29 protein-coding genes and 1 pseudogene are annotated in these 26,507 nt (G+C 74.5%); 11 read left to right on the forward strand and 19 right to left on the reverse strand.

Annotated features, from left to right (window positions below; all coding sequences use genetic code 11):
* From VE546_RS02735 to VE546_RS02745, 3 genes are all read left to right on the forward strand, one after another.
* A partial coding sequence (locus VE546_RS02735; RefSeq protein ID WP_324917754.1) for a TcmI family type II polyketide cyclase occupies window positions 1–159 on the forward strand: 159 nt, incomplete at its 5' end.
* Between the two features lie 268 nt (window positions 160–427).
* Window positions 428–1,147 (forward strand): 3-beta hydroxysteroid dehydrogenase, encoded by a 720-nt coding sequence (locus tag VE546_RS02740; protein WP_324917681.1) that lies wholly within the window; start codon window positions 428–430, stop codon window positions 1,145–1,147.
* Complete coding sequence (locus tag VE546_RS02745) at window positions 1,144–1,572, forward strand: hypothetical protein (RefSeq protein ID WP_324917684.1); 429 nt, start codon at window positions 1,144–1,146, stop codon at window positions 1,570–1,572. Before VE546_RS02740 ends, VE546_RS02745 begins: the two co-directional genes overlap by 4 nt.
* Before the next feature lie 128 nt (window positions 1,573–1,700).
* Here the strand turns inward: VE546_RS02745 and VE546_RS02750 are convergent.
* Together VE546_RS02750 and VE546_RS02755 are read right to left on the reverse strand one after the other, a co-directional pair.
* Window positions 1,701–2,015 (reverse strand): annotated as a pseudogene (locus tag VE546_RS02750) (FCD domain-containing protein); the annotation flags it as partial.
* A gap of 108 nt (window positions 2,016–2,123) precedes the next feature.
* Window positions 2,124–2,567 carry a hypothetical protein gene (locus VE546_RS02755; protein WP_324917687.1) on the reverse strand — a complete coding sequence of 148 codons (444 nt, stop codon included), beginning with the start codon at window positions 2,565–2,567 and terminating at the stop codon, window positions 2,124–2,126.
* Window positions 2,568–2,850: 283 nt separating this feature from the next.
* Here VE546_RS02755 and VE546_RS02760 point away from each other — a divergent pair, with 283 nt between their 5' ends.
* The 4 genes from VE546_RS02760 to VE546_RS02775 all read left to right on the forward strand — a co-directional run bounded on the left by VE546_RS02760 (window position 2,851) and on the right by VE546_RS02775 (window position 5,464).
* Window positions 2,851–3,702, forward strand: a complete 852-nt coding sequence (locus VE546_RS02760) for a class I SAM-dependent methyltransferase (RefSeq protein WP_324917757.1) — start codon at window positions 2,851–2,853, stop codon at window positions 3,700–3,702.
* A 65-nt stretch (window positions 3,703–3,767) separates the two neighbouring features.
* Window positions 3,768–3,989 carry a hypothetical protein gene (locus VE546_RS02765; RefSeq protein WP_414720380.1) on the forward strand — a complete coding sequence of 74 codons (222 nt, stop codon included), beginning with the start codon at window positions 3,768–3,770 and terminating at the stop codon, window positions 3,987–3,989.
* Between the two features lie 225 nt (window positions 3,990–4,214).
* Complete coding sequence (locus VE546_RS02770) at window positions 4,215–4,706, forward strand: hypothetical protein (protein WP_324917693.1); 492 nt, start codon at window positions 4,215–4,217, stop codon at window positions 4,704–4,706.
* A gap of 224 nt (window positions 4,707–4,930) precedes the next feature.
* Window positions 4,931–5,464: an OB-fold domain-containing protein gene (locus tag VE546_RS02775; RefSeq protein WP_324917698.1), complete on the forward strand. Its 534-nt coding sequence runs from the start codon at window positions 4,931–4,933 to the stop codon at window positions 5,462–5,464.
* Window positions 5,465–5,539: 75 nt separating this feature from the next.
* Here VE546_RS02775 and VE546_RS02780 read toward each other — a convergent pair whose 3' ends face one another.
* The 3 genes from VE546_RS02780 to VE546_RS02790 form a co-directional block, all read right to left on the reverse strand.
* Complete coding sequence (locus tag VE546_RS02780) at window positions 5,540–6,157, reverse strand: hypothetical protein (protein WP_324917701.1); 618 nt, start codon at window positions 6,155–6,157, stop codon at window positions 5,540–5,542.
* 268 nt (window positions 6,158–6,425) lie between these two features.
* Window positions 6,426–7,463, reverse strand: coding sequence for a helix-turn-helix domain-containing protein (locus VE546_RS02785; RefSeq protein WP_324917704.1), 1,038 nt, complete (start codon window positions 7,461–7,463; stop codon window positions 6,426–6,428).
* 117 nt (window positions 7,464–7,580) lie between these two features.
* Complete coding sequence (locus tag VE546_RS02790; RefSeq protein ID WP_324917706.1) at window positions 7,581–8,582, reverse strand: aldo/keto reductase; 1,002 nt, start codon at window positions 8,580–8,582, stop codon at window positions 7,581–7,583.
* Between the two features lie 500 nt (window positions 8,583–9,082).
* Here VE546_RS02790 and VE546_RS02795 point away from each other — a divergent pair, with 500 nt between their 5' ends.
* Window positions 9,083–9,319, forward strand: coding sequence for a sigma factor-like helix-turn-helix DNA-binding protein (locus tag VE546_RS02795; RefSeq protein WP_324917709.1), 237 nt, complete (start codon window positions 9,083–9,085; stop codon window positions 9,317–9,319).
* Window positions 9,320–9,842: 523 nt separating this feature from the next.
* On the opposite strand, the gene VE546_RS02800 is transcribed toward VE546_RS02795, so the two are convergent.
* On the reverse strand, window positions 9,843–10,019 hold the full coding sequence (locus VE546_RS02800) for a hypothetical protein (protein ID WP_324917712.1): 177 nt from the start codon (window positions 10,017–10,019) through the stop codon (window positions 9,843–9,845).
* Window positions 10,020–10,348: 329 nt separating this feature from the next.
* On the opposite strand from VE546_RS02800, the gene VE546_RS02805 reads away from it, so the two are divergent.
* Together VE546_RS02805 and VE546_RS02810 are read left to right on the forward strand one after the other, a co-directional pair.
* Entirely contained in the window at window positions 10,349–10,612 is a 264-nt protein-coding gene (locus VE546_RS02805; protein WP_324917714.1) for a DUF2630 family protein, read from the forward strand.
* Window positions 10,613–10,748: 136 nt separating this feature from the next.
* The gene (locus VE546_RS02810) at window positions 10,749–11,498 is read left to right on the forward strand and encodes an MBL fold metallo-hydrolase (protein WP_324917716.1); all 750 of its coding nucleotides are present in this window, start codon (window positions 10,749–10,751) and stop codon (window positions 11,496–11,498) included.
* 86 nt (window positions 11,499–11,584) lie between these two features.
* Here VE546_RS02810 and VE546_RS02815 read toward each other — a convergent pair whose 3' ends face one another.
* From VE546_RS02815 to VE546_RS27920, 6 genes are all read right to left on the reverse strand, one after another.
* Window positions 11,585–12,844 carry a phosphatase PAP2 family protein gene (locus tag VE546_RS02815; RefSeq protein ID WP_324917718.1) on the reverse strand — a complete coding sequence of 420 codons (1,260 nt, stop codon included), beginning with the start codon at window positions 12,842–12,844 and terminating at the stop codon, window positions 11,585–11,587.
* A 17-nt stretch (window positions 12,845–12,861) separates the two neighbouring features.
* Entirely contained in the window at window positions 12,862–14,190 is a 1,329-nt protein-coding gene (locus tag VE546_RS02820; protein WP_324917721.1) for an LLM class flavin-dependent oxidoreductase, read from the reverse strand.
* Window positions 14,187–15,023: an ABC transporter ATP-binding protein gene (locus VE546_RS02825; protein ID WP_324917724.1), complete on the reverse strand. Its 837-nt coding sequence runs from the start codon at window positions 15,021–15,023 to the stop codon at window positions 14,187–14,189. Before VE546_RS02825 ends, VE546_RS02820 begins: the two co-directional genes overlap by 4 nt.
* Window positions 14,999–15,889, reverse strand: a complete 891-nt coding sequence (locus tag VE546_RS02830; protein ID WP_324917727.1) for an ABC transporter permease — start codon at window positions 15,887–15,889, stop codon at window positions 14,999–15,001. The genes VE546_RS02825 and VE546_RS02830 overlap by 25 nt, the downstream gene beginning before the upstream one ends.
* Complete coding sequence (locus VE546_RS02835; protein ID WP_324917730.1) at window positions 15,886–16,938, reverse strand: ABC transporter substrate-binding protein; 1,053 nt, start codon at window positions 16,936–16,938, stop codon at window positions 15,886–15,888. Before VE546_RS02835 ends, VE546_RS02830 begins: the two co-directional genes overlap by 4 nt.
* A gap of 166 nt (window positions 16,939–17,104) precedes the next feature.
* Entirely contained in the window at window positions 17,105–17,191 is an 87-nt protein-coding gene (locus VE546_RS27920; protein ID WP_414720382.1) for a putative leader peptide, read from the reverse strand.
* 392 nt (window positions 17,192–17,583) lie between these two features.
* Between VE546_RS27920 and VE546_RS02840 the strand changes: the two genes are divergently transcribed.
* Window positions 17,584–17,727, forward strand: coding sequence for a hypothetical protein (locus tag VE546_RS02840; RefSeq protein WP_324917733.1), 144 nt, complete (start codon window positions 17,584–17,586; stop codon window positions 17,725–17,727).
* A gap of 99 nt (window positions 17,728–17,826) precedes the next feature.
* Here the strand turns inward: VE546_RS02840 and yicI are convergent, their stop codons facing one another.
* The 7 genes from yicI to VE546_RS02875 form a co-directional block, all read right to left on the reverse strand.
* Window positions 17,827–20,151 (reverse strand): alpha-xylosidase, encoded by a 2,325-nt coding sequence (yicI, locus tag VE546_RS02845; protein ID WP_324917735.1) that lies wholly within the window; start codon window positions 20,149–20,151, stop codon window positions 17,827–17,829.
* An 18-nt stretch (window positions 20,152–20,169) separates the two neighbouring features.
* Entirely contained in the window at window positions 20,170–21,006 is an 837-nt protein-coding gene (locus tag VE546_RS02850) for a carbohydrate ABC transporter permease (protein WP_414720381.1), read from the reverse strand.
* A gap of 3 nt (window positions 21,007–21,009) precedes the next feature.
* On the reverse strand, window positions 21,010–21,978 hold the full coding sequence (locus VE546_RS02855; RefSeq protein ID WP_324917739.1) for a sugar ABC transporter permease: 969 nt from the start codon (window positions 21,976–21,978) through the stop codon (window positions 21,010–21,012).
* Window positions 21,979–21,990: 12 nt separating this feature from the next.
* Window positions 21,991–23,217, reverse strand: coding sequence for a sugar ABC transporter substrate-binding protein (locus tag VE546_RS02860; protein ID WP_324917742.1), 1,227 nt, complete (start codon window positions 23,215–23,217; stop codon window positions 21,991–21,993).
* 73 nt (window positions 23,218–23,290) lie between these two features.
* On the reverse strand, window positions 23,291–24,322 hold the full coding sequence (locus tag VE546_RS02865) for a LacI family DNA-binding transcriptional regulator (RefSeq protein ID WP_324917745.1): 1,032 nt from the start codon (window positions 24,320–24,322) through the stop codon (window positions 23,291–23,293).
* A 214-nt stretch (window positions 24,323–24,536) separates the two neighbouring features.
* Window positions 24,537–25,835 carry a pyroglutamyl peptidase gene (locus VE546_RS02870; protein ID WP_324917748.1) on the reverse strand — a complete coding sequence of 433 codons (1,299 nt, stop codon included), beginning with the start codon at window positions 25,833–25,835 and terminating at the stop codon, window positions 24,537–24,539.
* Between the two features lie 187 nt (window positions 25,836–26,022).
* Window positions 26,023–26,478 carry a cupin domain-containing protein gene (locus VE546_RS02875; protein WP_324917751.1) on the reverse strand — a complete coding sequence of 152 codons (456 nt, stop codon included), beginning with the start codon at window positions 26,476–26,478 and terminating at the stop codon, window positions 26,023–26,025.
* Window positions 26,479–26,507 lie beyond the last annotated feature (29 nt).

A 26,507-nucleotide genomic window follows, 5' to 3' on the forward strand; every position in this document is an offset into this window, starting at 1 on the left:
GCCCGCGCCACCGACCACCCCGCCTTCCACGCCGTCAGCGACCAACTCGCCGCCCACATCCGCCCCTACGACCCGGCCACCTGGCGCACCCCCCAGGACGCCATGGCCCACTGCTTCTACCACTGGGACAACACCACCACCGCAGCAGCAACACACTGACAACGCCTCCGGGTTCCACCGTCCTCACCGCCACACCGGCAGACACCGGCGGACGGCCACCACTCCCCCGGCCGGACCAGCGCGGGACGACCGCGCTGGTCCTCCCTTTTCCCGGCCTCCTGCTCAAGCGGGTTCGCCGTCGCCCCGCCGCCGGGCGGACGGGGGCCGGTGATGTCACACCGGGCGGTGCTGTCCCGTCCGTCATGCAGCGGGGGACTGATCAGGAAAGGTGCGGATGATGCGTATCGCCGTGGCAGGCGGAACGGGCTTGATCGGGAAGATGGTGGTGGACACGGCGCGGGAGGCGGGTCACGTGCCCGTGGTGATCGCCCGCTCGGTCGGTGTCGACCTGGTGACGGGTACGGGGCTCGACGCCGCTCTGCGGAAGGTGGATGCGGTCGTCGACGTCAGCAACGTGACGACCACCCGCCGACGCGTCTCGGTGGAGTTCTTCGGCCGGGCCACCCGCCAGCTCCTGCAAGCCGGCGGGCGGAAGGGTGTGCGGCACCACGTGGTGCTGTCCGTCGTCGGAGTCGACCGCGTCGACTTCGGCTACTACGCGGGCAAGCGCCGTCAGGAGGAGTTGGTGCTCGGCGGGCCCGTGCCGTTCAGCGTGCTGCGGGCGACCCAGTTCCACGAGTTCGCCGCGCAGGTGATCCAGCGCGGGAGCTTCGTGGTGCCGGTGCCCCGGATGCGCAGCCGGCCGATCGCGGCGCGTGAGGTCGCCAGGGCGCTGGTCGAGCTGGCCGTCCGGGCTCCCGTCGGGTTGGCGCCGGAACTCGCCGGTCCGCAGGAGCTGGACATGCCCGAGATGGTGCGCCGGCTGCTGCGGGCCCGCGGTTCCCGGCGCGTCGTGCTGCCGGTCCGCCTGCCGGGAGAGGTCGGGAGGCAGCTTGCCGGAGGCGGCCTGCTGCCCGCCGGACCGGGTCCGCGCGGCACCGAGACCTTCGAGGAGTGGATCGAGCGCACCGGGAGGAGCGGCCGGTGAGCGCCCGCTGGTGCCGCGCGGTGCTTCTGCTGCTGGCCGGAGTGGGTGCCTACGTCGGCGTGTGGGCCTACTTCGCCCCCGGGCCGTGGCACCGGGCCTTCCCCGGGCTCGGCACGTACCGGCTGCCGGTGTCCGGCCCCCGCAGCGAGCACCTGTCCAAGGACGTCGGCGCCTTCTACCTCGCCCTGGCCGCGCTGAGCCTGATCACCGCCGGCCGGACGTACGACACGCGGCTGGTGCGGGCCACCGGTTTCACCTGGTTGCTCTTCGGTGTCCTGCACCTGATCCACCACGTGCAGCACCTGCACGCGTACCACGGGCGGGACAGGGTGCTGAACGCGGTCGCGCTGGGTCTGCTCGTCCTGGCAGCACTCGTCCTCCTCGTGCCTGCCGGGCCGGAACGGCGTCCGGGGAGCGGCCGTTGACGCCCGTGACCCCTCGGCGGGGACGCGCCCCGGGCGGACGCTCGGCGCGTGACCACGCGCCGGGAGACGGCGGCGGTCCGCCCGCGCCGGCGGCGCAGGGCGTCCAGGAGGTCCCGGTGCGCCCGGTTCGACGCGCGCAGGGCCTCCATGGGGTGGGGCAGGTAGTAGCGGTGGAGCTCGCGCAGTACGGCGCCGTACGGTCCGGTGATCGACGGGACGCCGGTCGCCTCGGCCAGTTGCAGGTGGAACCGCTCGTCGCGGCCGTGGAACTCCGCCCAGCTCGGTGCACGGTCCATCTCCTCGACCAGGTCCTGCAGCCGGGCGAGGTGGGCGGCGGTGGCGTGCCGGGAGGCGAGGTGGGCGATGCCGCGTTCCAGGGCGAGGCGGTGGTCGACCAGGCGGTGGACCGCTTCGGTGTCCGCGCCGCAGTCGTCGGTGGTCACGACGGTGCCGCGGGGATGTCCTTCACCGACGGCTAGGGTCCCCGGCGCGTCCCGCCCGCCTCCTCGGCGCAGTGACGGTCACCGGCGGCCGTCGGCCGCCGGTGACCGTCAGCACCTGCCGGATGCCGACAGCTCCTGGACCGGCCGGGTCCGGGCTCCCTCCGGGCGCGGCTGCACGGGCGGGGCCGTGCGGCAGTCGTCGCAGCGGACGAGGCTCCCCACGCTGCGGCCGCGGCCGCGGAAGCGGGGACGGCCGGGGGCTCCGCAGCGGTCGCAGGTCTGCGCGGAGGCGCGCACGGCGTCGTCGATCAACTGGACGGCGGCGTCGGCGAAGACCACGTCGACCTCGCCGGTGGCGTCGTACCGGTCGGCCACGTGGAGGCGCAGCCGGCCGGAGTCCACGCTGAAGTCCTCGACCTGGTACTCCTCGTCCAGCTCGCACAGCCGGGCGTGGAGGTCTGTGAGCAGGGCCGCCCAACCGGGCCCCACGGTGGGGATCCAGGCGGGTATCTGCCGGCCGTTCGCGGTAGCTGGGCTGCCGAGATCCGTCATGCCGCCAGTGTGGCGCGGGATATGACAACAGACTATGTACCGCGCGTGAAACGGCGTGAAACGGCCGGATCCCTTTCCAACATGTCCTCCCGGCGCCGCAGCCGGGCGGCCCGCGGCGTTCGGCCCCGCGCGAGGCGGTGCGTGCAGTTGGATGACCCGTATGACCGAGGCATCCGAACACCCCTCGAAGCCGCAGCCGTCCCGGGAGACCCGGGACCTCCGGAACGCCGCCGCCCCGCCGGACGGGCCGGGCGAGCCGGACTTCCCTCCCGCCGTCCGGGAGATGTTCCGCGCCAACCAGGCCAACTGGGACGCCCGTACCCCCGTCCACGTCGCCAGCCGGTTCTACGGCCTCTCCGGTGCCCAGGACCCCTCCGCCCGGGCCGCCCGCTGGTTCGCCCCGTACGAGTGGGAGGACCTCGGCGAGGTCGCCGGCCTCGACGTCCTGCACCTGCAGTGCCACCTCGGGACCGAGACCCTCGCCTTCGCCGCGCGCGGAGCGCGCACCACCGGCCTGGACCTGTCGGGCGCCTCCGTCGCCGCGGCCCGGGACCTGGCCGCCCGCTCGGGCCTGGACGCCGAGTACGTCCAGGGCAACGTCTACGACGCCGCCCGGGCCCTGGGCGGCCGCCGGTTCGACCTCGTCTACACCGGCAAGGGCGCCCTGTGCTACCTCCCCGACCTGGAGCGCTGGGCCGGGGTCGTCGCCGGGCTGCTGCGCCCCGGAGGCAGGCTCTACGTCGTCGAGTTCCACCCGCTCCTGAACGCGCTCGGTCCCACCCCGGGCGAGGGCGAGGGGCCCGAGCTGCTGCTCCGCCACGACTACCTGGGCGGTCGCGGCGCCGTTCACCGCGACGCGACGTACACCTACACCGACGGGCCGCCCGTCGAGGGGGCCACCGACAGCTACGAGTGGATGCACGGCCTCGGTGAGGTGGTCACCGCCCTCGCCGGGGCCGGTCTGACGATCGCCCGGCTCAGGGAGGGCGACGAGCTGCCCTGGCCGCGCTGGCCGCAGATGGTCCCCGCCGAGTCGGGCTGGTGGCGGCTGCCGGACTCCCAGCCGCGCATCCCGCTGCTGTTCGCCCTGCTGGCGACGCGTCCCCAGGCGCTCCCGCGCACGGAAGGGCGGTGACGGCCGGCGCGGGGCCCGGGGCCGGGGAGGTGCGCCGCCGGTGCCTCCGGTTCAGGATGGGAAGCGTGACCGACGAAGCACAGCCGCAGGTTCCGATCATCGTCTGGGGCGTGACCCACGGGGACCGGCCGTTCCGCATGGTCCAGATCAGAGGGGAGCCGGCGGGGGTCGCCCACGACATCACCGATGTGGTCCGGCTGGCGTACGAGGCGGGCCTGAGCCCCGTGGACCTGGACGATCCGGCGACCGTCCGGTGGGTCGGCGGCGGCAAGTACACCTGGGTCTGAGCGGCCGTCCGTCCCGGTGCGGGGAGCGGCGCGGCCCGTTACCGTGGATCGTGGTGCCGCCGCGGACGGCACCACGGTCCACAGCAGTGCCCCGGCGGTGCCCCCACGGGCAGGGGCCGCGCTCCCGCGGTGGCTCCGCCGCCCGGGCCGCGCCGGCACCGCTCGTCCCCGGCTCCCGTCCCGGACGAGGCGGTCCGGCCGGCCGACACCCCTTCGGGAGGTCCCATGCAGAGGGTGAAGGTGCGTTCCGCGTCCCCGGACGCGATGTCCGTGGCCCGGCAGGTGCCGCTCAGGGCGAGCACCGGGCTCTTCCTGATCAACTCCGGGCTGGGGAAGGCGAACGCGGACGAGGAGACCGCCGGAGGGCTGCACGGTTTCGCCTCCGGCGCCTATCCGTTCGTGAGGCGGCTGGAGCCGCGGCGGTTCGTCGGCGTCCTGTCGAAGACGGAGATCGGGCTCGGCACCGCCCTGCTGCTCCCCGGCGTCCCGGCGGTCGTGGCGGGAGCCGGGCTGACCGCGTTCTCGCTCGGCACGCTCGGCATGTACCTGCGCGTCCCCGGCATGCGCCAGGGGAACAGTCTGCGCTGGACGGAGCAGGGGCTTCCGCTGGCCAAGGACGTGTGGATGCTCGGCATCGGGGTGTCCCTGGTGATCGACGGACTCACCCGGGGGCTCGCTCCCCGGCGCGGGCGCGGGCGCGGGTTCCGGCGGCGGTGATCCGGCGGGGGCTCCCCCTGTCGCGGTTCGGCGGCACATCCGTCTCATCAGCCTCACAAGGCGTCTGCAGACACCGAGTGCCTTTACGATTGGCACCGAGTGTCATATTGTGTGGCCGTCATTGCGGCGGGGGCGGGGCTGCCCCGCGGCGCACCCCTCCGCGGCGGCAAGGCGTCCCACCCACGCAGCACATCAGTTGCTCCGGCCGAGCGCAGGGAGACGACATGGTGTTCAGTCCCGTGATCGATGCCCGCGGAAACAACGGGGGCGTACCCGGCGGTAACCGCGGTCCGTCCCGCGCCCACGCGGCCCCGGGCACCGCACGCGCGGAAGGGAGCGGCACCGCCCGGCCCGCGTCCGTCCCGGAGGCGACGCGTCCGGCCGGAGGCCACCTGGACCCGGGCCGCGACGGACTGTACTTCCAGCGCTGCCGCTGGTGCCGGACGGCGGTCTTCCGGCGCCTGCTGTGCCCCGTGTGCGCCTCCACCTCCTTCGACTGGGAACCCAGCAGCGGCACCGGCGTCATCCGCCGCGTCCTCTCCGTCGACCGGAGCACCGGCACGCCGCGCAACGTCGTCATGGTCACCATGGACGAGGGCTACCAACTGCGCTCCACGGTGATCGGCACCCCGCCGGAGGCGGTGTGCACCGGAGCGCGGGTCCGTCTCGCCCCGCAGGCCACGCGCGAGCGCCGGGAACCCGTCTTCCGGCTCTGCGACGGCCCCTACGCCGACCGGCTGTCCGCCGCCTGGCACTGACACCCGCACCGGCACCCGCACCGCGCTCCCCGCGGGACGTCCCGCCGCTCCGTGCGGCGGCCGGCACCGGACCGCTCACCGCGCGGGGCTCCGCACCGGTCCCACCGTCGTGACCACCCGCACCAGGGCGGGTGTGCGCGGCACCGAACCGAACCCGAACCGCACCGGAGGATCGACCGGCGCGAGCCGGCCGAGGTCCCCGCCCGCGAAAGCGGCCGTCGCCGCGGTGACCGGCAGCAGGTCCCGCGCCCCGTACCACTCCCGGCGCCCCGCCCCCGCACTCCCCCGGGCCCGCACCCCCGGCAGCAGGCGGGCCGGCAGGTCGGTCAGCGCCACCCAGGCCGGGCGGGCGGCGAGCGCGCCGGGCACGCACCGCAGCAGCAGCCCGAGCGGGCCCCGCCGGCCGACGGTGAACCGCAGGGCCAGCGGACCCGCCGTGACACTCCAGACCGCTCCCGCCACCTCCACCGCCGTCGGTACGACCCGCACCCGGTCGAAGCGGTAGACGCCGGCGACGAAGTCGGCGATCTCCCGGGTCGGGGCGAGCAGGAGCCGCTGTCCGTCCGCCCGTTCCAGCATCACATCGCTGAACGGCCCGAACGGTGACCGAACCCAGTGCCCCAGCACCACCCGCGCACCGGAGGAGGTCCCGACCCCGGCGATCCACCCATCGAACCGCAGCGCACCCCTCACCGCGGCGGCCTCCTCTCCGTACGCCCTCTTCCCGCTCCGCGGGGACCATCAGTACCACCGCGGGCAGCGGGCAACCGCGGGCCGTGGTGCGCGTCACCGTTCGCCGGCGCGCTCGGGCCGGCGAACGGCCGGTGAACGTCTTCGGCCCGGCTGGCCCGGCGCACGCCGCGTCCACCACGGTGCGGGAACCGCCGGTCCGGTCACCACCTGGTACGGGGTGGAGGACACGGTTTCCCGCGGCGGCCTCCGTGCCCCTGCGCAGGCCCCGTCAGCCGTCGCCGGCCGCCAGGAGGAGCGGCGGGCCGTCGCCGGGCGACGGCCGCCCGGCGGCACCCGTCGCCTCGTCGCCCAGGACCATGCGGCGGTAGTCCCGGGGCGGGGTGCCGTAGACGGTGCGGAAGGCGCGGGTGAAGTCGGCCGGACGGGGAAAACCCGAGCGGGCGGCGATGGCGTGGACGGGGTACGCGCGCAGCAGGGGGTCGGCGAGGTCGCGTCGGGCACGCTCCAGGCGCTGGCGGCGGATGAACGCGGCGACGGTGATGCCGTGCTGCTGGAAGAGGCGGTGCAGGGACCGGACGGAGATGTGGTGGGCGGCCGCTATCCGGCCGGGCGTGAGGTCGGGATCGCCCAGGTGCCGCTGCACGAACGCCTGGACCCGTAGGAGCAGGGCGTGCCGGTGGGCTTCGGGCGGGAGGGAGGATTCGAGGTGGTGGGCGAGCAACGCCGAGACCAGGTCGAGCGCCACGTTGCCCAGCCGCGGGGCGTCGGGCGGGCGGTAGCGGGCGGACTCGGCCGCCAGGTGCCTGAGGAACTGGGCGAGCAGGGCGCCCGGTCCCGCCCGGCCGGACAGGGGCATCGCGAGCAGTCGGTCGACCCTCTTCTCGGGCAGCGGTAACAGCCTCCGGGGGAGGACGACGTCCACCACCCGGGCCGGACCCCCGTCGGCGTGTATCCGGCCCTGGAGGGGCCGCGAGGTGGTGGAGAGCGTCAGGCTCGCCGTGTCCAGGATCGCTTCCCGGCCGCCGTGGGTCACGGTGACGTCCCCGCGCAGGACGAACGAGAGGCAGTACAGCTCGGGATCGAACTGGCGGATCAGACGGGGGGTGCGGCGGGACCGCAGTGACAGGCAGTCGAAGAAGATCGCCTGGACGGGGCCCAGGCCCAGCAGGCGCAGACCGGCCCGGAAGTTCCCGGTGTGATCGGTGTGGACCTCGGCGGGCGCGTGGCTGGCGCAGGCCATCTCCCGCCAGCGTTCGAACCGTTCCGGCGCGGGTACGTCCTCGACCCTGAACACAGTTTCGATCATCGTTCCCCCTTCCGCGCCATCATGCCTTGGCGGTCCTGTGGTATACGCCGGTTTCATCGGCGCGTCGCCGCGGTGCCCCGCTGAGGGGCCGGGCCCGGCGACACCGCCCACGAGCCGTCACACGGGGATGGGCACGGAGGCGGGCAGCAGCCCCACGGACTTGACGGCGACCCAGAAACCCTCCGGAATGGGATGGGCGAACAGCTCCACGCTGCCGGCCACCTCCTCGGGGGCGCGTGCGCCGACCACCACGGCCGCGACCGCGGGGTGTCCGAGGGGGAATTGCACCGCCGCCGCCAGCGGCGGCACCCCGAACCGCTCGCACACCGCGCGCCAGGCCCCCACCCGCACCGCCAGTCCGGCGGGAATCGTGCCGTGGCCGTGCGGCGCCCCCGGACGGGGGTCGGCGAGCAGCCCCGACTGGTAGACGCCCGCCGCCATGACGGCGACACCCCGCCGGGCGCACAGCGGCAGCAGTTCGCCGAGGCCCGACTGGTCGAGCAGGTTGTACCGGCCCGCCAGCAGGACGCAGTCGGGGCCGGGCGCGGGTGCCTCCTTCAGGAAGTCGGTCGCCACCCGGGCATGGTTGACACCGAGCGACACCGCGCCGATGACGCCTTTCGCCCGCAGCTCGGCCAGCGCCCGGTAGGCCTGCGACACGGCTGCCGGGAAGTCCTGCTCGGGGTCGTGAACGTGGAGCACGTCGATCCGGTCGAGTCCGAGCCGCTCCAGGCTCTCCTCGACCGAGCGCAGCACCCCCGCGTACGAGTAGTCCAGCCGCGGCCCGACACCCGGAGGGGGATCGGCCCAGATCGGCTGGGTGTCCCGCCCGCCGGGCTCGATCAGCCGGCCCACCTTGGTGCACAGCACGTACTCCTCGCGCGGCCGCGGGCCGAGGGCGGCGCCGGCGCGGGTCTCCGAGCGTCCGTAGCCGTACACCGGGGCCGTGTCGTAGAGCCGTATGCCCAGTTCCCAGGCGCGGTCGAGGGTGGCGGCCGCCACTTCGTCGGACACCGGCGCGAACAGCCCGCCGAGCGAGGCGAGGCCCAGTCCCAGGCGGCTGACCCGCAGCCCCGTGCGGCCCAGCGGCACGAGGTCGTCCGCTCTCGTCTCCCCCACCCCTCTCACCGGCGGTCCGATCGGCCCGCGGACGGCTCCGGGGCGTCCGCCCCCGCCGCTGGTTTCCTCCCCCACCCCTCGGCGGGAAAGCCACCGTACCGGCCGCACCGCGCGGACGACCACGGTCCCGCCGCGCAGTGGCGGTCCGCGGCTGAGGCGGAGAGTCCACGGGCCGCCCCGGAAGACGTGACTGTTTCCGGGGGCGGCTCCGTCGTCGGGGAAACAGGGAAGGGCTGCGGACGGACGGACGGCGTGGTGAGAGACCTCGGCGGACGGCCCGTCGGCCTCGGAGGAGGCGGCGGACAGCTCACGCGTGCGCGCGGTGCTGCCGATGGGCGGGCCGCCCTGGGACGAACTCGACGACGGGGCGCAGCAGGTACGGCTGATGCTGTCGGAGGAGCGGGCCGGGCCGGCCGGAGATCCACGACCGGCCGGCCGCCCGCTGGTCGCGGCGGCTCCCGGCGGACCACCCCCAGGAGCACCGGGTCCTGGCGCCGGCGGTGGCGGACGGGCTGGAGCGGCTGCCGGCGGCACAGCGCCAGGCGTTGGCGCTGCGGTACTACGCGGACCTGCCCGTGCGCGACACCGCCCGGCCGCTGGAGGTCCCCGAGGCACGGTCAGGAACCGGCTGCACCTGGCCCATGGAGGCGATCCGACGTGTCCGGCACGCCCGAGACGACGGAGCCGACCGGTCGGGAGGAGGAGCGGCTGCGGCCGGCCCCCGGACCGATCGGTGACGGGGCCGGACGGGAGGAGCCCGCGCCACGCCCCGCGCGCCGGACGGCGCGGTGGCGGCGGCCGTGTGCGCGCTCCTGCCGGCGCTCGGTCCGCTGGGCGGACCGGACCCGTCCGGCGGTCCCGGCCCCGCGGGCACCGGCGGGGACGGGGCCGGGGAGGAGCACGGCCGGGGACGGACCGACCAGGAGTACATCGCCTGCGCCCGGATGATCGCCGAAGCCGACGTCTTCGCGGTCCGCAAGGCCCCGCGGAAGGGAAGGGCGCTGGTCACCATCGGCTTCCGGGACCGAACCCGCGCGCGGCGCGGAACGCGTCGAACTCGACCTCATCGACCCGGCCCTGGCGCGCGTCGACGAACCGTGGCGGGCGGGCCGGCGCGAGCCCGTCGAGCACTGCCCGCCCCGGGCCGCGGACACCGCGTGCCCGCCCCACTGGGAACACCCCCGGGACTGATCACCGGACGCCTCCCCGTGCCCCGGCGGAGGTGTCCGGCACACCACGGGCGGACGGCCGCCCCGCCCGTCAGCGTCTACGGCTCCGGACGGCCCAGCCGCTCCCGACCCCGGCCACGTGCAGGGCCAGCAGGCCCAGCCCGAGGAGCATGAGGTTGGTGGACGACAGGACCTCGTTCGTCGAGAGCTCCGCGGCGTTGATCAGAAAGGCGATGAAGAACAGCACCGCTGCGGCAATGCCGAGCATGGGCTCTCCCTTCTCGTTGTGGTGACACCCGTTTGCCCCGCGCGTCCGGCCGGACACCACCCCGCCGTCCCCGGGCGGCGGCGCCGGAACGGAGGTCCCGCAGTACGGCGGTCCCGCAGCGCGACGCCGCCGTCGTACAGCCGCGACCGCCGAGGGCCCGGGCCTCCCCTCTCGTGTCCCGGGCCGGATGGATCCGGCCGCGGCCGGCCTGCCCGAGCGTCCTGCGCCGAAGCGCGCGACAGTGGAAGGAGCACACACGCCCTCCGGGCGTCGCGCGGCCGTGAGGGCGACGATCCGTCCGGAGTGGCCGGGTCCAGGGAGGCCTTCCGATGACGCAGCACGACAACGACGCGGAGCGGCAGCTCCTCGGGCGCATCGCCGGGATGATCGACGAGGAGAAGAAGCTGCGCGACCGGCTCGCCAACCGCTCCGCCGACCGGTCGGCGGACCAGGCCCGCCTGGCCCGCCTGGAGGAGCAGCTCGACCAGTGCTGGGACCTGCTGCGCCAGCGGCGCGCCAGGGTCGAGGCCCACCAGGATCCCGACGGGGCCCGGGTGCGTCCCCCCTCCCAGGTCGAGGGCTATCTGGGCTGAGCCGGGGCCGCGGGGTGCGCCCGTGCGCTCCGGGCGCAGGCGCCGCCCGGCCGGGCGGGCCGCTAGCCTTTCCCCGTCGTGGTGGGTGGTTCCGGGGCCGGTGGCCTTGCCGGGGCCCGGCGGGAACGGGGGACCGATGCGGGTACCGGACATGGTCCAGGTCGCGGCAGGCGTCCACCTGGTGTCGGGCAGCAACACGAACTGGGTGATCGTCAAGGAGGGCGACGCGGTGACCCTGGTGGACACCGGGTACCCCGGGGACCGCCACCTGGTGCTCCGCTCGCTGGCCGAGGTCGGGTCCGGTCCCGCCGCGGTGACGGCGGTGCTGGTCACGCACGCCCACAACGACCACATCGGCTCGGCGGAGTTCCTGCGCGCCACCCACCGGATCCCGGTGCTGATGCACCGGGCGGAAGTCCCCCATGCCCGCAGGGAGTTCCTCCACCAGGTCTCCGTCGGGCGGGTCCTGGCCAACGGGTGGCGTCCCGGTGTGCTCCCCTGGGCGGTGCACGCGCTGCGCGCCGGCGGGACGAGGAACGTGCCGGTCGCCGGGGCCCGGGCGTTCCCGGGTCGGGGCGCGCTCGACCTGCCGGGGCGGCCGGTGCCGGTCCACACCCCCGGCCACACGGACGGGCACTGCGCCTACCACCTGCCGCACGCCGGGGTCCTGATCACCGGGGACGCCCTGGTCAGCGGCCATCCCACCAGCTCCCTGCGGGGGCCCCAACTGCTGCCCCGCATGTTCGACCGCGACCGCGACCGCGCGCTGGCGTCCCTGGAGGTGCTGGAGGAGATCGACGCCGACGTCCTGCTGCCCGGCCACGGCCCGGTGCACCGCGGCCCGGCCCGCGCGGCGGCACGGCGCGCACGGGAGTCGGCGGGCTGATCCGGCTCCCGTGCCGCCCGCGCGGGCGGGCGCGCGGGTCGGCGGGCGGCGGTCGCGGTCCGGCGGTCGCGGTCCGGCCGTCGCGTTCAGAGCGGGCGGAGCAGTTCCCCGGCGTGGCGCACGGCGTGGTCGGCGACGCGCCGGCCGAGCGCGACGCCGGCCTCGTCGGCGTACCTGGTGTGGATGCCCGAGTAGACGCGGGCGTCGACGTTCTCCCGCGACAGTTGGTGCCAGGAGGTGTAGGTCCGCCTCACCCCGGGGGCGGTCGGGCTGGTCAGGTCGAACGGTGCGGTCGTCGGCCCGGTCAGCTCGGACAGCACGGTCTCGGCGGCGCCCGCGTAGGTGGCGTGTCCGCTCGGGTAGTCCGGGTGCGCCGGGGTGGTGTGCAGGGGTGTCCACTCCGGGTCCGGGTCGATGTCACCGGTGCGGATCGCGGTGACCGGCCGCCACCGCAGGTGGGCGTACTTGCTGTCCGACGTGGCGATCTGGGTGTCCACCAGCGCGACGTGGAACAGCGCCACCAGCCCGGCCCGCTCCGCCGCCGATCCCTCCGACCGGACCAGGGCGACCCTCAGCGGTTCGGTGTAGAGGGTCAGGGAGGACCCGTACCAGAAGTTCGCCGTCTCCGTCTGCCGCGCGGTGCGCCGCGCGCTGTCCGCGGCGCCGTACGCGCGCACCTCCGCGAGGTCCTGCCGGTACCGCGGGGAGTCCAAGGCGGGCGGGGCGGGGAGGCGGTACTGGTCGGCGCCGTCCAGCAGGAACGGCCGCGCGAGGCGGTTGCCGTACTGCGTGGCCGGCGCGTACGCGGGCGGGGTGGGCTGCCAGACGCCGGGGGCGGGCTCCGGCACGGAGAAGGGGGCGTTGGCCGACGCCGGGTCCAGCCCGTCGCCCTCCCGGGCCTCCAGCGCCAGGCGGGCCTGGCGCTCACCGGCGACCACGCCCCGGTCCTCGGCCGGGCCGTCGGGGATGCGGTCGAGGGTCTTGCGGAGGGCGGCGTCCAACTGCTCGGTGCGGGCGGGCGCCAGGGCGGTCAGGGAGCGGTGCACCGCGGAGGCGAGGGCGGCGTCGCGGTAGTCCTGGCGGGCGGCCCGGTCGAAGTGGGCGGGCACCGTGCGGGTGGCGCGCGCCGCCGCCAGCCAACTGATCGCCCAGGTGCGGCTGTTGGTGACCTGGGTCGGCGCTCCGGCCGCGGTGACGGTCTCGGCGGTGGTGTCGTACCAGTCGACGGCCACCGGGGTGCGGGGGCCGGGTTCGGCCGCCGTGGCGGGCGGGAGGGCGGCGGACAGGGCCAGTACGGCCGCGGAGCCCAGGGCGGTCAGGGCGAGACGGGATCTGGGAATGCTCACGAATGTCCCTTCTGCAATCATTTGCGGTGAGCGTACTGGCTGTCCGGGCGGGACAGGCCGTAGTGGTCGCGCAGTGTCGTGCCGGTGTACTCGGTGCGGAACAGGCCGCGTTCGCGCAGGATCGGCACCACGTGGTCGGCGAAGAGGTCGAAGCCCCCGGTCAGCCAGGGCGGCATGACGTTGAAGCCGTCGGCCGCGCCGTGCTCGAACCACTCCTGGATCTGGTCGGCGACCTGTTCCGGAGTGCCCACGACGACGCGGTGGCCGCGGGCACCGGCCAGGCGGTGGACCAACTGCCGCACGGTCGGCCGTTCGCGGTCGATGATGTCCAGGACCACCCGGAACCGGCTGCCGTTCCCCCGCTCGCCCCCGGCGTCGATCAGCTCGCGCGGCACCGGGCCGTCGAGCGCCTCCTCGTCGAGTTCGAGACCGAGGATGCGGTGGAGCTGCTGGAGCGAGTACTCGGGCTGGGTCAGCTCGTTGAACTCCTCGTACAGGGCCCGCGCCTCCGCCCGGGTCGATCCGATGAAGGGGCTGATCCCCGGCAGGACGAGCACCTGCCCGGGGTCCCGGCCGGCGGCGGCCACCCGCGCCTTGAGGTCCGCGTAGAACGCCTGGCCGCTCGCCAGCGTCTGGTGGGCGGTGAAGACCGCCTCGGCGTACCGGGCGGCGAACGCCCGCCCGTCCTCCGACGAGCCCGCCTGGACGTAGACGGGCCGCCCCTGGGGGGTGCGGGGGGTGTTGAGCGGCCCGCGCACCGTCAGCCGCGGTCCCTCGTGGTCGATGGTGTGGACGCGGTCGGTGTCCGCGAACACGCCCGTCCTCCGGTCGGCGACGAGCGCCCCGTCCTCCCAACTGTCCCACAGCCCGGTCACGACCTCGACGAACTCCGCGGCCCGTGCGTAGCGTTCGGCGTGCGCCGGGTGGGCGTCGAGGCCGAAGTTCCGTGCGGCCTGCGGCGCACCGGTGGTCACGATGTTCCAGCCGGCGCGGCCCCCGCTCAGGTGGTCGAGCGAGGCGAAGAGCCGCGCCAGGTTGTACGGCTCGAAGTACGTGGTGGAGGCGGTGGCGATCAGGCCGATCCGTTCCGTGGCGGCGGCGATCGCGGACAGCCAGGTGAACGGTTCGAGGCGGATCCTGCTGGCGTGGCGGACGTTGTCGGCGAGTGCCGGGCCGTCGGCGAGGAAGACGCCGTCGAAGGCGGCCGCCTCGGCCCGGCGCGCCAGGTCCTGGTAGTGGCCGATGTCCAGGATCCGTTCGACGTCCGAGTCGGGGTGGCGCCAGGCGGCCTCGTGGTGTCCGCCGGGATAGACGAACAGGTTCAGGTGCAGTTGCCGGCGGGTCATACCGGTGCCTCCCCCGGTTCCGCCCGCTCCCCCTCGGTCCCGTCCCCGGTTCCGTCCGTGGCTGTCGGCACGCCCAGGTGGCCCAGCAGGCGGTCGCGCAGCGCCGCGTACTCGGGGCGGTCGGGCCGGCGCGGTCCGCCGAGGTCCACGGTGATGTCCGCCGCGATCCGGCCGCCGTCCAGCACCACCACCCGGTCGGCGAGCACGATCGCCTCGTCCACGTCGTGCGTCACCAGCAGCACCGCGGGCCGGTGCCGCTCGCACAGCCGCCGCAGCAGGGCGTGCATCCTGATCCGGGTCAGCGCGTCGAGCGCGCCGAACGGCTCGTCGGCCAGCAGCAGTTCGGGGTCGCGGACGAGCGACCGGGCCAGTGAGACCCGCTGCTGCTCGCCGCCGGACAGCTCGACCGGCCATGCGCGCTCGCGGCCCGCGAGGCCGACCTCGCGCAGCGCCGCCCGGCCGCGCTCCTCGGCGTCCGCTCCCGCGAGGCCCAGCAGGACGTTGTCCAGGACGCGCTTCCACGGCAGCAGCCTCGCGTCCTGGAAGACCATCGAGATCCGGTCGGGCGCGCTGATCCCGCCCGCGCCGTCCACCGTGTGGTCCAGGCCCGCCAGCGCCCGCAGCAGGGTGCTCTTGCCGGAGCCGCTGCGTCCGATCAGGGCGACGAACTCGTCCTCGTCCAGGCTCAGGTCGAGGCCGTCGAGGATCCGCCGGCCGCCGAAGGCCCTCACCAGCCCGGTGATCCGGACGGCTCCGCGCGCCTCCGGGCGGTCCGCGTCCGGGGTTCCGCCGGGGCCGTGCGCGGCGGTCAGTCCGCGAGCGTGCGCCGCCATGTCAGCGTCCTCCTCTGCACCGTCCGCACCAGTCCGTCGGAGAGGAGCCCGAGGAGTCCGTACACGACCAGGCCGACGATGATGACGTCGGTCTGTCCGTAGGTCCGCGCGAGTTCCATCATGTAGCCGATGCCGCTCGTGGCGTTCACCTGTTCGACGACGACCAGGGAGAGCCAGGCCGAGGTCACCGCGAAGCGCATCCCGAGCAGGAAGCCGGGCAGGGCCCCCGGCAGGATCACGTCCAGCAGGAACCGCGGCCGGCTGAGCCGCACCGTCTCCGCCAGCTCGACGTACCGGTTGTCGATGCCGCGCAACCCGTTGTGGGTGTGCACGTAGACCGGGACGAGGACGCCGAGGGCGATCGTGACGACCTTCATGGTCTCGTCGATGCCGAACCAGAGGATCAGCAGCGGGAGCATCGCGAGGGAGGGGATGGCCCGCTTGATCTGCACCGGGCCGTCGATCACCCCTTCCCCGAGCCTGCTGAGTCCGGAGACGAGGGCCAGGGCCAGGCCGGCCGCCACCCCGAAGGCGAGGCCGGACAGGGCCCGCACGGTGGAGGTCCACAGATGGGACGGCAGTCTGCCGTCGGCGATGAGGTCGCCCGCGGTCGTCACCACCGTCCAGGGCGCGGACAGGTTGCGCGGGTCGATGAGCCCGGCGGCCGAACCGGCCGACCAGACCGCGAGCAGCAGTCCGGTGCCCAGCGCCCAGCCGTGGCGCAGGGGGCGGCCCGGGCCCAGCCTCCGGCGGGTGCGGCGCCGGGCCGCCGGGGCGGCGCGCAGCGCGGCGGGCTCCCGGCCGGCCGTGGCCGGTGTGGCCGGTGTGGCCGGCGCGAGGACCTTCTCCGTGATGTCGGCCGTCATGAGCCCTTCCTCCCGTCGGCCACGGCGTCCGCCGCGACCGTCTCGTACCGGCGGTCGAAGAGGGTCTCCGCGTCGAACGGCTCGTTGCCCGTCTTCTCCGCGAGGAGGTCGACGGTCTTCTGGTGGCGCTCGACGACCGGGTCCCAGTCCGCCGGTATGTCCGAGGTGCCGTTGATCCTCACCAGGTACTCCCCGTCCTCGCGGGACAGTCCCTGGTCCTTGACGTAGTAGCCCTCGACCCACTCCTTCGGGTGTTCGTCGATCCACACCTGCGCACGCGCCCAGAACTTGACGAACTCCCTGATGGCGGCGGCCTTCTGCGGGTCGTTCACGGACTCGGTCGGCACCCACAGGTGGGCGGGGTCGTCGCGCAGCCCGTGCTTGATCGTCTTCCCGCCTTCCTTGCCGTACTTGGTGGTGAAGCGCTTGATGTTGACGCCGCCGAGGGGCGCGGCGTCCACCTGCCGGCTGCCGAGCGCGGTCGGGTACACGTCCCCGGTGCTGGGCAGCTCGACCAGTTCCACGTCCTTCTCGGTGAGCCCCGCCCTGGCCAGGATGCGCAGCACGAGCGCGCCCTGTGCCTGGCCCGGGCTGTAGGCGATCTTCTTGCCGCGCAGGTCCTCCAGCGTGTCGATGTCCGCGCCGGGCGCGATCCCGAGTTCGTAGATGGGATTGCGGTGGGGATCCTTGCGGAATTCCGCGGCCACCAGCTTGGTGGGCAGTCCCGTCCAGCGCGCGTGGATGGACGGGACCTCAGCGGCCGAGCAGACGTCGAGTTCCCCGGCCCGGAACGCCTCGGAGCACTGCGGACCGCCGCTCATCTGGACCCACTTGACCTTGAAGGGCAGCTCGTCGATCTGCCCCGACAATTGCAGGGCCACCTTGGTCTCGGGGGATCCGACGGCGATGACGGTGCCCGCGGAGACCTTCTCCGGAATTTCGGCGCCGGTCGTGTCCGTTCCGGCGCCGGCGGTCCGGTTCTCCGCGCAGCCGGCCAGCAGGTGGACCGCCAGGGCGGTGACGAGGGCAGCGGGCATTGCTTTGCGCATGGGCGTTCCCAGGGATCGTTCGAGTTCTGCGGAAGGAGTTCGGAAGGGCTTCGCGGAAAGGACTCCGCGGAAACAGCTCCGTGGAAGGAGCCCCGCCGTCAGGGCGTGCGACGCCCGTCGGCAGCGGGGGAAATCCGGTGTGCCCGGGCGGAATGCGCGGCGGAGGTCAGCGACACATCGCGGCGGCGACGCGCTTGAGGTCGACCGCGCGGCGCTGCGTGAACCGGAGGGAGAGACGCAGAAGGGTCTGCATGGCCAAGGAAGCTATCCGCGGCCCGAACGGCCGGTCAAGCGGCCCACCGGCCCGCCGGCGGCACGGCCATGGTGATTTCGCACGGCCGCCACACGCGTGTTACGCGGCGTCATGAGGGCGCGTGTTCCCGAAGGCGGGACGGGCCGCGCCGCACGCCCGCGGCCCCGGGCACGGACCCCGCCGGAACCCGGGACGCCGGGCCGGCCGGCGACCCTCCGGCGGGCGCCGCCGCAACGCCGCCCGCTCCACTCCTCCTGTGAGCGAATACCACTCCAACGGGGGATATGTCGCATTCAATCGCATTCCTGGGAGGCGGTGTGGGCAGCCACTCCGCGACCGACCATCGCACTTGGCCGCGCCCAAGTGCTCTGTCCTGAGAGGAAGTTCGTCCCATGGGTCGTTTCGCCGCAGTCCTGCTCGGTACGCTCGCGTTCCTCGCCGCCCTCACCGCCCCCGCCGCCGCGGTGGGAGTCGATCCGAGCGCGCTGGTGCCCGCCGCGGAGATCGCGCTTGAGGGGGCCGGCATCACCGTCTGAGCGGTTTCCCGGAACGGCGTCCGCCGAACGCGCCCTCCCTGCACGGGGAGGGCGCGTTCGGCCGGGCACCGCGGGGCGGACGGCCAGGGGCGACTTCCATCAAGCGTGCCGGCCGGCCAGGCGGAGGGTGATCTCCCGGGTGCCCGCCGGGGCGGCGGCCAGGGTGCCCAGTCCGGCACGCTCCGCGCGGTCGCCGTCCGCGTCCGTGCCGACCAGCAGCACCCGCCAGTCCCCCGGCGCGTCGTCGGACCGGACCGTCACCGTGGCGCCCGAGCGCCGGGTGCGGAAGGTGGCCGCCACCGAACCGTCCGGGGCCGGCACCTCGGTCACGGTCTCCGCGCCGTCGGCGAGCGCGTGCACCCTCAGCGTCACGCCGTCGGCCCAGTCGTACACCGGGTGTGCGTCCCGGGCGCCGAACGGGACGACCGAGCCCGGCCGCGCCAGCAGCGGCAGGCTGTCGAAGCCGAACCGGTCCCGCCGCCAGCCGGGCCCCCGCACCCGCTCGCCGGTCAGCACGTGCGTCCACTCGCCCGCCGGGACGTAGTAGTCGACGGTGCCGTCGGCGGAGAAGACGGGGGCGACCAGCAGGTCGTCGCCGAGCATGTACTGCCGGTCCAGGGTGTGGCACGCCGGGTCGTCGGGGAACTCCAGCAGCATCGCCCGCATCACCGGGACGCCCCGCTCCCGCGCCTGCCGGGCGGCCCGGAACAGGTAGGGCATCAGCCGGTGCTTGAGCCGGGTGAAGTCGCGGGTGACGGCCACCGCCTCCTCGTCGTACACCCACGGCACCCGGTAGGAGTGGCTGCCGTGCAGGCGGCTGTGCGAGGAGAGCAGGCCGAACTGCACCCACCGCTTGAAGAGCGCCGGCGTCGGGGTGCCCTCGAAGCCGCCGATGTCGTGGCTCCAGAAACCGAAGCCGGACATCCCCAGGGACAGGCCGCCGCGCAGCGACTCGGCCATCGCCTCGAAGGTCGACTCGCAGTCGCCGCCCCAGTGGACCGGGAACCGCTGGCCGCCGGCGGTCGCCGAGCGGGCGAAGAGCACCGCCTCCCCCGCGCCGCGCGCCTGCTCCAGCACCTCGAAGACCGTCCGGTTGTAGAGCTGGGTGTAGTGGTTGTGCATCCGCTCCGGGTCGGAGGCGTCGTGCCAGACGACGTCCGTGGGGATCCGTTCGCCGAAGTCGGTCTTGAAGCAGTCCACTCCCTGGTCCAGCAGGGTCCGCAGCTTGCCGGCGTACCAGGCGCGGGCCGCGGGGCTGGTGAAGTCCACCAGCGCCATCCCGGCCTGCCACATGTCCCCCTGCCACACGCTGCCGTCCGGCCGCCGCAGCAGGTGGCCCTGCCGCTTCGCCTCGTCGAACAGCGGGGACTTCTGGCCGATGTACGGGTTGATCCAGACGGAGACCCGCAGCCCCCGCTCCCCGAGCCGGTGCAGCATCCCCTCCGGGTCCGGGAACACCTCCGGGTTCCACGCGAAGTCGCACCACTGGTACTCGCGCATCCAGAAGCAGTCGAAGTGGAAGACGCTGAGCGGGACGTTCCGGTCGGCCATGCCCCGCACGAAGCGGTTCACCGTCTCCTCGTCGTAGTCGGTGGTGAACGAGGTGGACAGCCACAGCCCGAACGACCAGGCCGGCGGCAGGGCCGGCCGCCCGGTCAGCGCCGTGTACCGGTCGAGGACCTCCTTGGGGGTGTCGCCCTGGATGACGAAGTACTCCAGCGACTGGTCCTCGACGCTGAACTGCACCTGCCCCACCGCTTCGGAGCCGACCTCGTAGGACACCTTGCCCGGGTGGTTGACGAAGACGCCGTAGCCCCGGTTGGTGAGGTGGAACGGGACGTTCTTGTAGGCCTGCTCGCTGGCGGTGCCGCCGTCCGCCTGCCAGATGTCGACGGACTGGCCGTTCCTGACGAGCGGGGTGAAGCGCTCGCCGAGCCCGTAGACCAGGTCGCCGACGCCGAGCGACAACTGCGCCAGCATGTGGTGCGTGCCGTCGGCGAGGGTGGCGAAGCCGGTGCCCCGGCCCCCGGCCGCGGTCAGCGTCCGGCCGCCGGCGAGGAACTCCAGCCGCCAGGGGGCCGCGGTGTCCACCCGCAGGACGAGGGGGCCGGCGGTCAGCTCCACCACCGAGCCGTCCGTGGTGGTGCGCGCCTCGTACCCGTCCTGGTGGTGGAGGGGGAAGTCGGGGCCCCGCGCGGCGGCCCCGGCGTGGTGCGTGGTCCGCACCCCGATCACCCCTTCGGCCGGGGACCAGCACTCCACCGTCAGCAGGGGTGTGTTCAGGGTGTGTCCGCGGTGCTCGACGGGCCGGACGGAGGCGAACAGGGTGAGCCGGCCGTCCTCCGTGCGGGTGTCGACGACCTCCTTGGCGTAGGACGCCCGGACGCCCTCCCGCATCAGCCAGTAGCCATCGGTGAACTTCACGGGCCGTCTGCTCCTTCGTCACTGTTTGACGGAACCGCCGGTGATCCCGGCGGCGATGTACTTCTGGGCGGCGGTCAGCAGGACCGCGGCGGGGAGGGCGGACATCACGGCGGTGGCCATCACCGCGCCCCAGTCGGTGACGTGCGCCCCGATGAACTGGTAGATGCCCAGGGTCACCGGCCGGACGTCGTCCGTGGTGTTCAGCGTCAGCGCGAAGACGAAGTCGGCCCAGGCGAAGAGGAACGCGAACAGGCCCGAGGTGATGAGGGCGTTGCGGCTCATCGGCAGCACGATGCGGACGAAGGCGGTGAAGCGGTTGGCGCCGTCGACCATCGCCGCCTCGACGACCTCGGTGGGGATGGACACCATGAACGCCCGCAGCAGCACGATCGCGAACGGCAGCCCCAGCGAGGCGTCCGCCAGGATCAGTCCCAGGTGGGAGTTGACCAGTCCGAGCCGGGCGTACGCGCTGTACAGGGCGTTGGCGACGACGATGCCGGGCACCATCTGGGTGATCAGGGTGCCGAACACGATGGTCCGGCCGCCGCGCAGGCCGAAGTGGGCCAGCCCGTACGCCGCGGGCGCAGCCAGGGCCAGGCAGACCGCGACGGCGCCCAGGGAGACGACGAGGCTCGTGGCCAGCGCGCCTCCCTGGCTGCGGAGGGCGGCCTCGACGTTGTCCAGGCCGGGCGAGGCGGGGAGGACGCCGGTGGCGGTGGCGGAGTGCGGTTGCAGTGCCGCGGCGGCCATCCAGTAGACCGGGAACAGCAGGACCGCCAGGATCAGCAGCGCGACCGCGGTGCTCCATCCGCCGCCCGGCCGGGTGCGGACGCGGGTGCGGGTGCGGTACGTCATGGGTCACTCCCCCTTGCCCGGGTCGCCGCGGTTGGCGCGCAGGTACAGCAGGGCGAACACGGCGCTGATGAGGATGAGGACGTTGCCGACCACGGCGCCCTGGCCGAAGTCGAGCCTCAGGAAGGACAGGTGGTAGGTCATGGTGCCCAGGGTCTGGGTGGAGTCGGCGGGCCCGCCGCCGGTCAGGGCCAGGATCAGGTCCAGGATCTTGATGGTGGACATGAAGCCCAGCACCAGGACGACGGTGATGACCGGGCGCAGCACCGGCAGGGTGACGCTGCGGAAGGCCCGCCACGGGCCGGCGCCGTCCAGCGCCGCGGCCTCGTACAGCTCGCGGGGGATCTCCTGCAGTCCGCCGTAGAGGATCGCCATGTTGAAGGGGATCCCGATCCAGATGTTGACCAGGACGGCCGACAGCAGGGCGGTGCCGGGGCTGTTCAGCCAGGGCACCCCGTCGTCGGACAGGCCGAGGGCGGTGAGGAGGCCGTTGAGGACGCCGTGGTCCTGGTCCAGGATGCGGCGCCAGACGACGGCGGAGACCACCATCGGCACCAGCCAGGGCAGCAGCAGCACGGCGCGGACGAAGCCGGAGAGGCGGAACCGGCGGGAGAAGAACACCGCCAGTCCCATTCCGATGGTGAACTGTCCCGCCAGCGAGCCGGCCGTGAACAGCAGGGTCTGCCACAGCGCGTCGCCGAACAGGTCGTCGGAGAACACCGCGCGCCAGTTCTCCAGCCCGTTGAAGGGCGCCTCCCCGGTGAAGTAGGTGGTGGGGGTGAACTCCTGGAAGCTCATCAGCACGTTCCGCACCAGCGGATAGCCGAAGAACGCCAGGAGGTAGACGACGGCGGGCGCGACGAACAGCCACGGGTAGAGCCGCTGCCGCAGCCGCCTGCCGCCGGTGGTGCCGGCCGGAGCGGGTGCGGGGTCCGCGGTGCCGTCCGTCCGCGGGCCGGTGGTGACGGTGCTCATGGGCGAGTCCCCCTACTCCCCGGTCCCGGCCTGCCGCTGCGCCCTCTCCAGCGCCCGTCGCGGGTCGGCGCGGCCGGTCAGCACGGACTGGAAGGCGCCCGCCAGGGCGTCCTGCACCACGGGCCAGCGGGTGCCGACCTCGGCGGTGCGGGACCGGGCGGTGGTGACCAGGTCGGCGAACGCGGCGAGTTCGGGGTGCCGTTCGCGGTAGGTCCGGGCGGCGGCGGTCCGGGTGGGCACGTTGTTCACCCGCGCGGCCCAGGCGAGCTGGTTCTCCTCGGTGTTCAGGCAGGTGAGGACCTCGGCGGCGCGTCTTTCCCGTTCGCGGTCGCCCTTGGGCACGGTCATCACGGTGCCCCCGATGGGGGGCACCGGGTTCCGGCCCGCCTCCGGCACGGGGATGCTCGCCACGGCCCAGTCCACGTCGTCCTGCTCGCTCAGGGACGGCACCTGCCACGGGCCGTTGATCATCATGGCGGCGCGGCCGGCGATGAACTGGTCGTTGACGTCCTGCTGGTTCCAGTTGACCACTCCCCGGGACGCCGATCCCTCGTCCACCAGGTCCTGCCACAACCGCAGGGCGGCGGCGCCGGCCTCGCCGTCCAGCCGGGACTCGTCACCGCCGGCCGACCAGAAGAACGGCAGGAACTGGTAGACCCCGTCCGCGTCGGGGGTGGCGCTGAAGGCCATGCCGTAGGTGTCGCCCCGGGTCAGCTCCGCCGCCGCGGCGCGCAGTTCGTCCCAGGTGGCGGGAGGTTCCAGACCGGCCTCGGCGAGCAGTTCGGTGTTGTAGAAGAGCGCGAGGGAGTTGACCGAGCGGGCGATGCCGTACGCGGTCCCCTCGAAGGAGCCCAGGGAGACGGCGCTGTCGGACAACCCCTCGGTCGTCACGCCGAGGTCGTCCAGGGGCCGCAGTCCTCCGGTCTCGGCGAACTGCGGCAGTTCCGAGCCGTCCAGTTCCAGGATGTCGGGGAGGGAGTCGGAGGAGGCCATCCGCAGCGCCTTGGTGGCCACCTGGGGGGCCGGGACGCTGATCTGCTCGACCTTCAGCCCCAGCGGCCCGGCGCACCGGTCGAAGAACTGCTGGTTCGCCTGGTGTTCGGGGGTGTCGGTGGCCGAGTTGAGCACCGTGATGGTGTCCGGGTCCGGGCCCGCGGCGCAGCCGGTGAGGGCCGACGCGACCGCGGCCCCCACCATGGCCATGGCGAGGAGCGGTCGGCGTCCGCTGCGCAGGTGCATGAACGGGCTCCTCCCGTGTGGTGTGGGTACGGCGTGTGGGGCGGTGCGCGCGCCGGGGCCGTGGCGCGGGCCCTCAGCCGGTGCGTCCGGGCGGCGGAGGGGGGACGGGCGCGCCGGGTGCCATCACCGGCGCGATGAGCTGCCGGGCGTCCCCGCGGTCTCGGGGGGCGTCCGGTCCGGTGTCGATCGCCTCGACGGCGAGCCGTACCGCCTCCTGGGCCATCCGGCCGACGGGCAGCTCGATCCGGGGCAGTGCCCCGCTGACGGGGTCGTCGGGCAGGCTGCCCACCAGGACCACGGCCAGGTCCCCGGGGACCCGCAGCCCCAGCGCGGCCACCTCCTCGAGCAGCCGCGGGAGGAGCAGCAGGTGCTGCACGACCAGGGCGGTGGGCTCCGGGCGGGTGGTCAGCGCCGTGCGCAGCAGGGCACCGAGCCGCTCCGCCGTGCCCGTCGAGGGGTGGATCCGGACCTCCGCGCCGGTCTCCCGCGCCGCCTTCCGGGCTCCGCGCAGGCCGCGCAGCGCGTAGCCGCGGCGGGAGTCGATCTCGTGGTCCGCGGAGGCCAGGAAGACCATGCGCCGGTGTCCGGCCTCCGCCGTCCGGCGGACGGCGAGCCGGACGGCCGCTTCCCAGTCCAGGTCGACCGCCGGCAGGGCGCAGCCGTCGTCGTGGCCGATCAGCGCGGTGGGGAAGGCCAGTTCCGAGACGGCGTCGATACGGGGGTCCTGCTCCTGGACCGCCATCAGGACCGCCGCGTCGGCCAGGCCGCTGCGGGCGATCCGGCGCAGCCCGTCGACGCCGTTGCGGTCGGTCATCATCAGGACGTCGTAGCCGTGCGCGCGGGCCGCGTCGCTGACCTCGATGGCGAAGCAGCCGTCGACGGCCCGGGCCCTGCCCGGCCGCCGGGGGACGGCCAGCACCAGGACGTCGGTGCGGGCGCCGCGCAGGGTGCGGGCACTGGCCCGGGGGTAGTAGCCGAGTTCGGCGATCGCCGCGTGCACGGCCTCCCGGGTCCTGTCGGAGATCTTCCGGGAACCGCTCAGGACGTACGAGACCGTGCTGGGCGCGACGCCCGCCAGCGCGGCGACTTCCTTGATCGTGGCCATCCCGCTCCCTCGCGGTCCGCGGTCCCGTCCCGGTCGAATCGATTCGTCGAATCGATTCGACCGGCGGTTTCCATGGTAGGCGGGCGGGGTCCGGGAGGGCAATGGCCGTGCGGCGACCGCGGGAACCGCCCGCGGATCGCCGGAACACCGCGCCGCCGGACCCGGGTGCCCGGGTCCGGCGGCGTCCGGCGGCGTCCGGCGGCGTCCGGCGACGTCAGTCCAGGGTGTCCGCGGCCCGCCTGACGACCTCACGCACCTGGGCGGTGATGGCGAGCCGGTCGCGGACGAACGCCTCGTCGGTGATGCTCCCGCCCGCCGGGTCCGTGTTGCCCTCCCCGAACCGCAGGACCGGCGTGTGCAGGTGGCCGCCCGGCACCGCCGGGTCCAGCGCGTCGCGCAGCAGCGTGGCCCGGTAGGCGATCTCGTTGGAGAGGTAGTCGCCACCGCCGCCCGCGCGGGCGGCCGATCCCGGCGTGGGGCCGTCGGGCCGGTGCACCGCCGTGGTCCCGCCCGCCGGTATCTCGGTCACGGCCGTGTTGTCGTACACCGGGAACCGTCCGGTGTCCGCCTCCGCGATCCGCCGGTACGGGAGCGTGGTCACCGTCCACTGCGGCTGCGGGCGGACCGTCGGCACGCCGTCGGGTACGGGCACGGTCCCGGTGCTCGACTCCCGGACGTTGTCCGGATGTCCCCCGCGCCAGGCGCCGTTGAAGCGCTCCAGGTCGAAGCGGCCGACGCGGCCCTGGCTCACCGTGGTGAACAGGTCGGCCTGCCGGGGACCGGGCCCGAGGTGCGGCAGCAGCGTCCGCTCGACCGTCCCCTGGGCGAAGTCCGCCCAGCGCACCGGGAACACGGCGGTCTCGATGCGGGCCGGGCCCGAGGCGGTGCGGATGGTGGTCCCGTCCAGCGCGAGCGCCGCCGCGCCGGAGGGGTTGCTGCGGCGGATGTCCGCGTCGAGCTGGAAGGGGTCGAAGCCGGTGACGACGATCCGCTGCACACCGTCGCCGGCCGGGAGGTCGACGGAGTCCTGGCCGCGGGAGGCGCGTTCGACGCGGGCGACGAGGTCCTGGCGTCCGGCCTCGTCCAGCGGGAACGCGGGCCGCCACTCGCGGACCGCCCTGGTCATGCCGAGCCGGGCCCAGTACAGGGGCCGGTCGTCGTCCCGGCTCAGGTCGCCGCCCGCCGGTCCGTGTCCCTGGGCCCGGTGCACCGCCCGCCGCCACAGCGCCCGTCCGGCGTCGCCGGCCAGCTCCCGGGCCCCGGCTTCGGTGCGCACCGCCGCCAGGGCGCGGGCGAACTCCGGCGCCACGTCGTCGAATCCGCTGCGCCGCAGGATCTCCTCCGGCACCGGCCCCGCCGTCAACCGCTGTTCCTCCACGGTGACGTCGGCGGCGGCACCGGCGGCCCTCACGGTTCCGGTCGCCGCGGCGGCCGGAACCGTGAGGGCCGGGGCGGCGCAGACGAGCAGGGCGGCGCCGAGCGTGCCGAGGCGGGCGCGTGTTCGCGGTCTCATGCGGGTCCTCTCCAGCCGGTCGCGGCCGGTGCCCAGCCGGGCACCGGCATGACTGCGCGAGCATGGTGACCGGCACTCCGGGCCGTCAAGGGCGCCCCGCCTCCCGCGGCGCCGCCCACCGCGCCCCGACGCCGCGCGACGCACCTCCCGTCCGGGGCGGACGGCTCCGGCGAGCGCGGGGACGGCGTCACCGTTCGGCGAGGGTGAAGTCCCTCCAGTCGAACCCCGGGGCGACGACGCAGGTGAGCAGGACGGGCTCGGTGCCCGCCGGCCTGGCGGTCTGCCAGCGCCCGGCGGGCACCAGCGCCCACAGGTCCGTGCCGGGCCGGTCGCCCGCCCCGAGGACCGCCGTGACCTCCTGCCCGTGGCCGGGTCCGGGCGCGTGGGTGAGGACGAGGGGACCGCCGTGCTGCCACAGCCACAGTTCGTCGGATGCGACGCGGTGCCAGCGGGACCGCTCCCCCGGAGCGAGCAGGTAGTGGATGGCGGTCGCGGCGGCCCGCGGTCCGCGGGCGGTGACCACCTCCTCCGCCGCGGTCCACAGCCGGCGGTACCAGCCGCCTTCCGGGTGGGGTTGCAGGCCGAGTTCGGCGGCCAGTGCGGGCTCCTCCGGTGGGGTTCCGCTGCCGGTGACGGCATCCATGGACGTGGCTCCTTCGACGGTTTCGACGG

The sequence above is a fragment of the Streptomyces sp. genome (genome assembly GCF_035644915.1).
Lineage (GTDB): Bacteria > Actinomycetota > Actinomycetes > Streptomycetales > Streptomycetaceae > Streptomyces.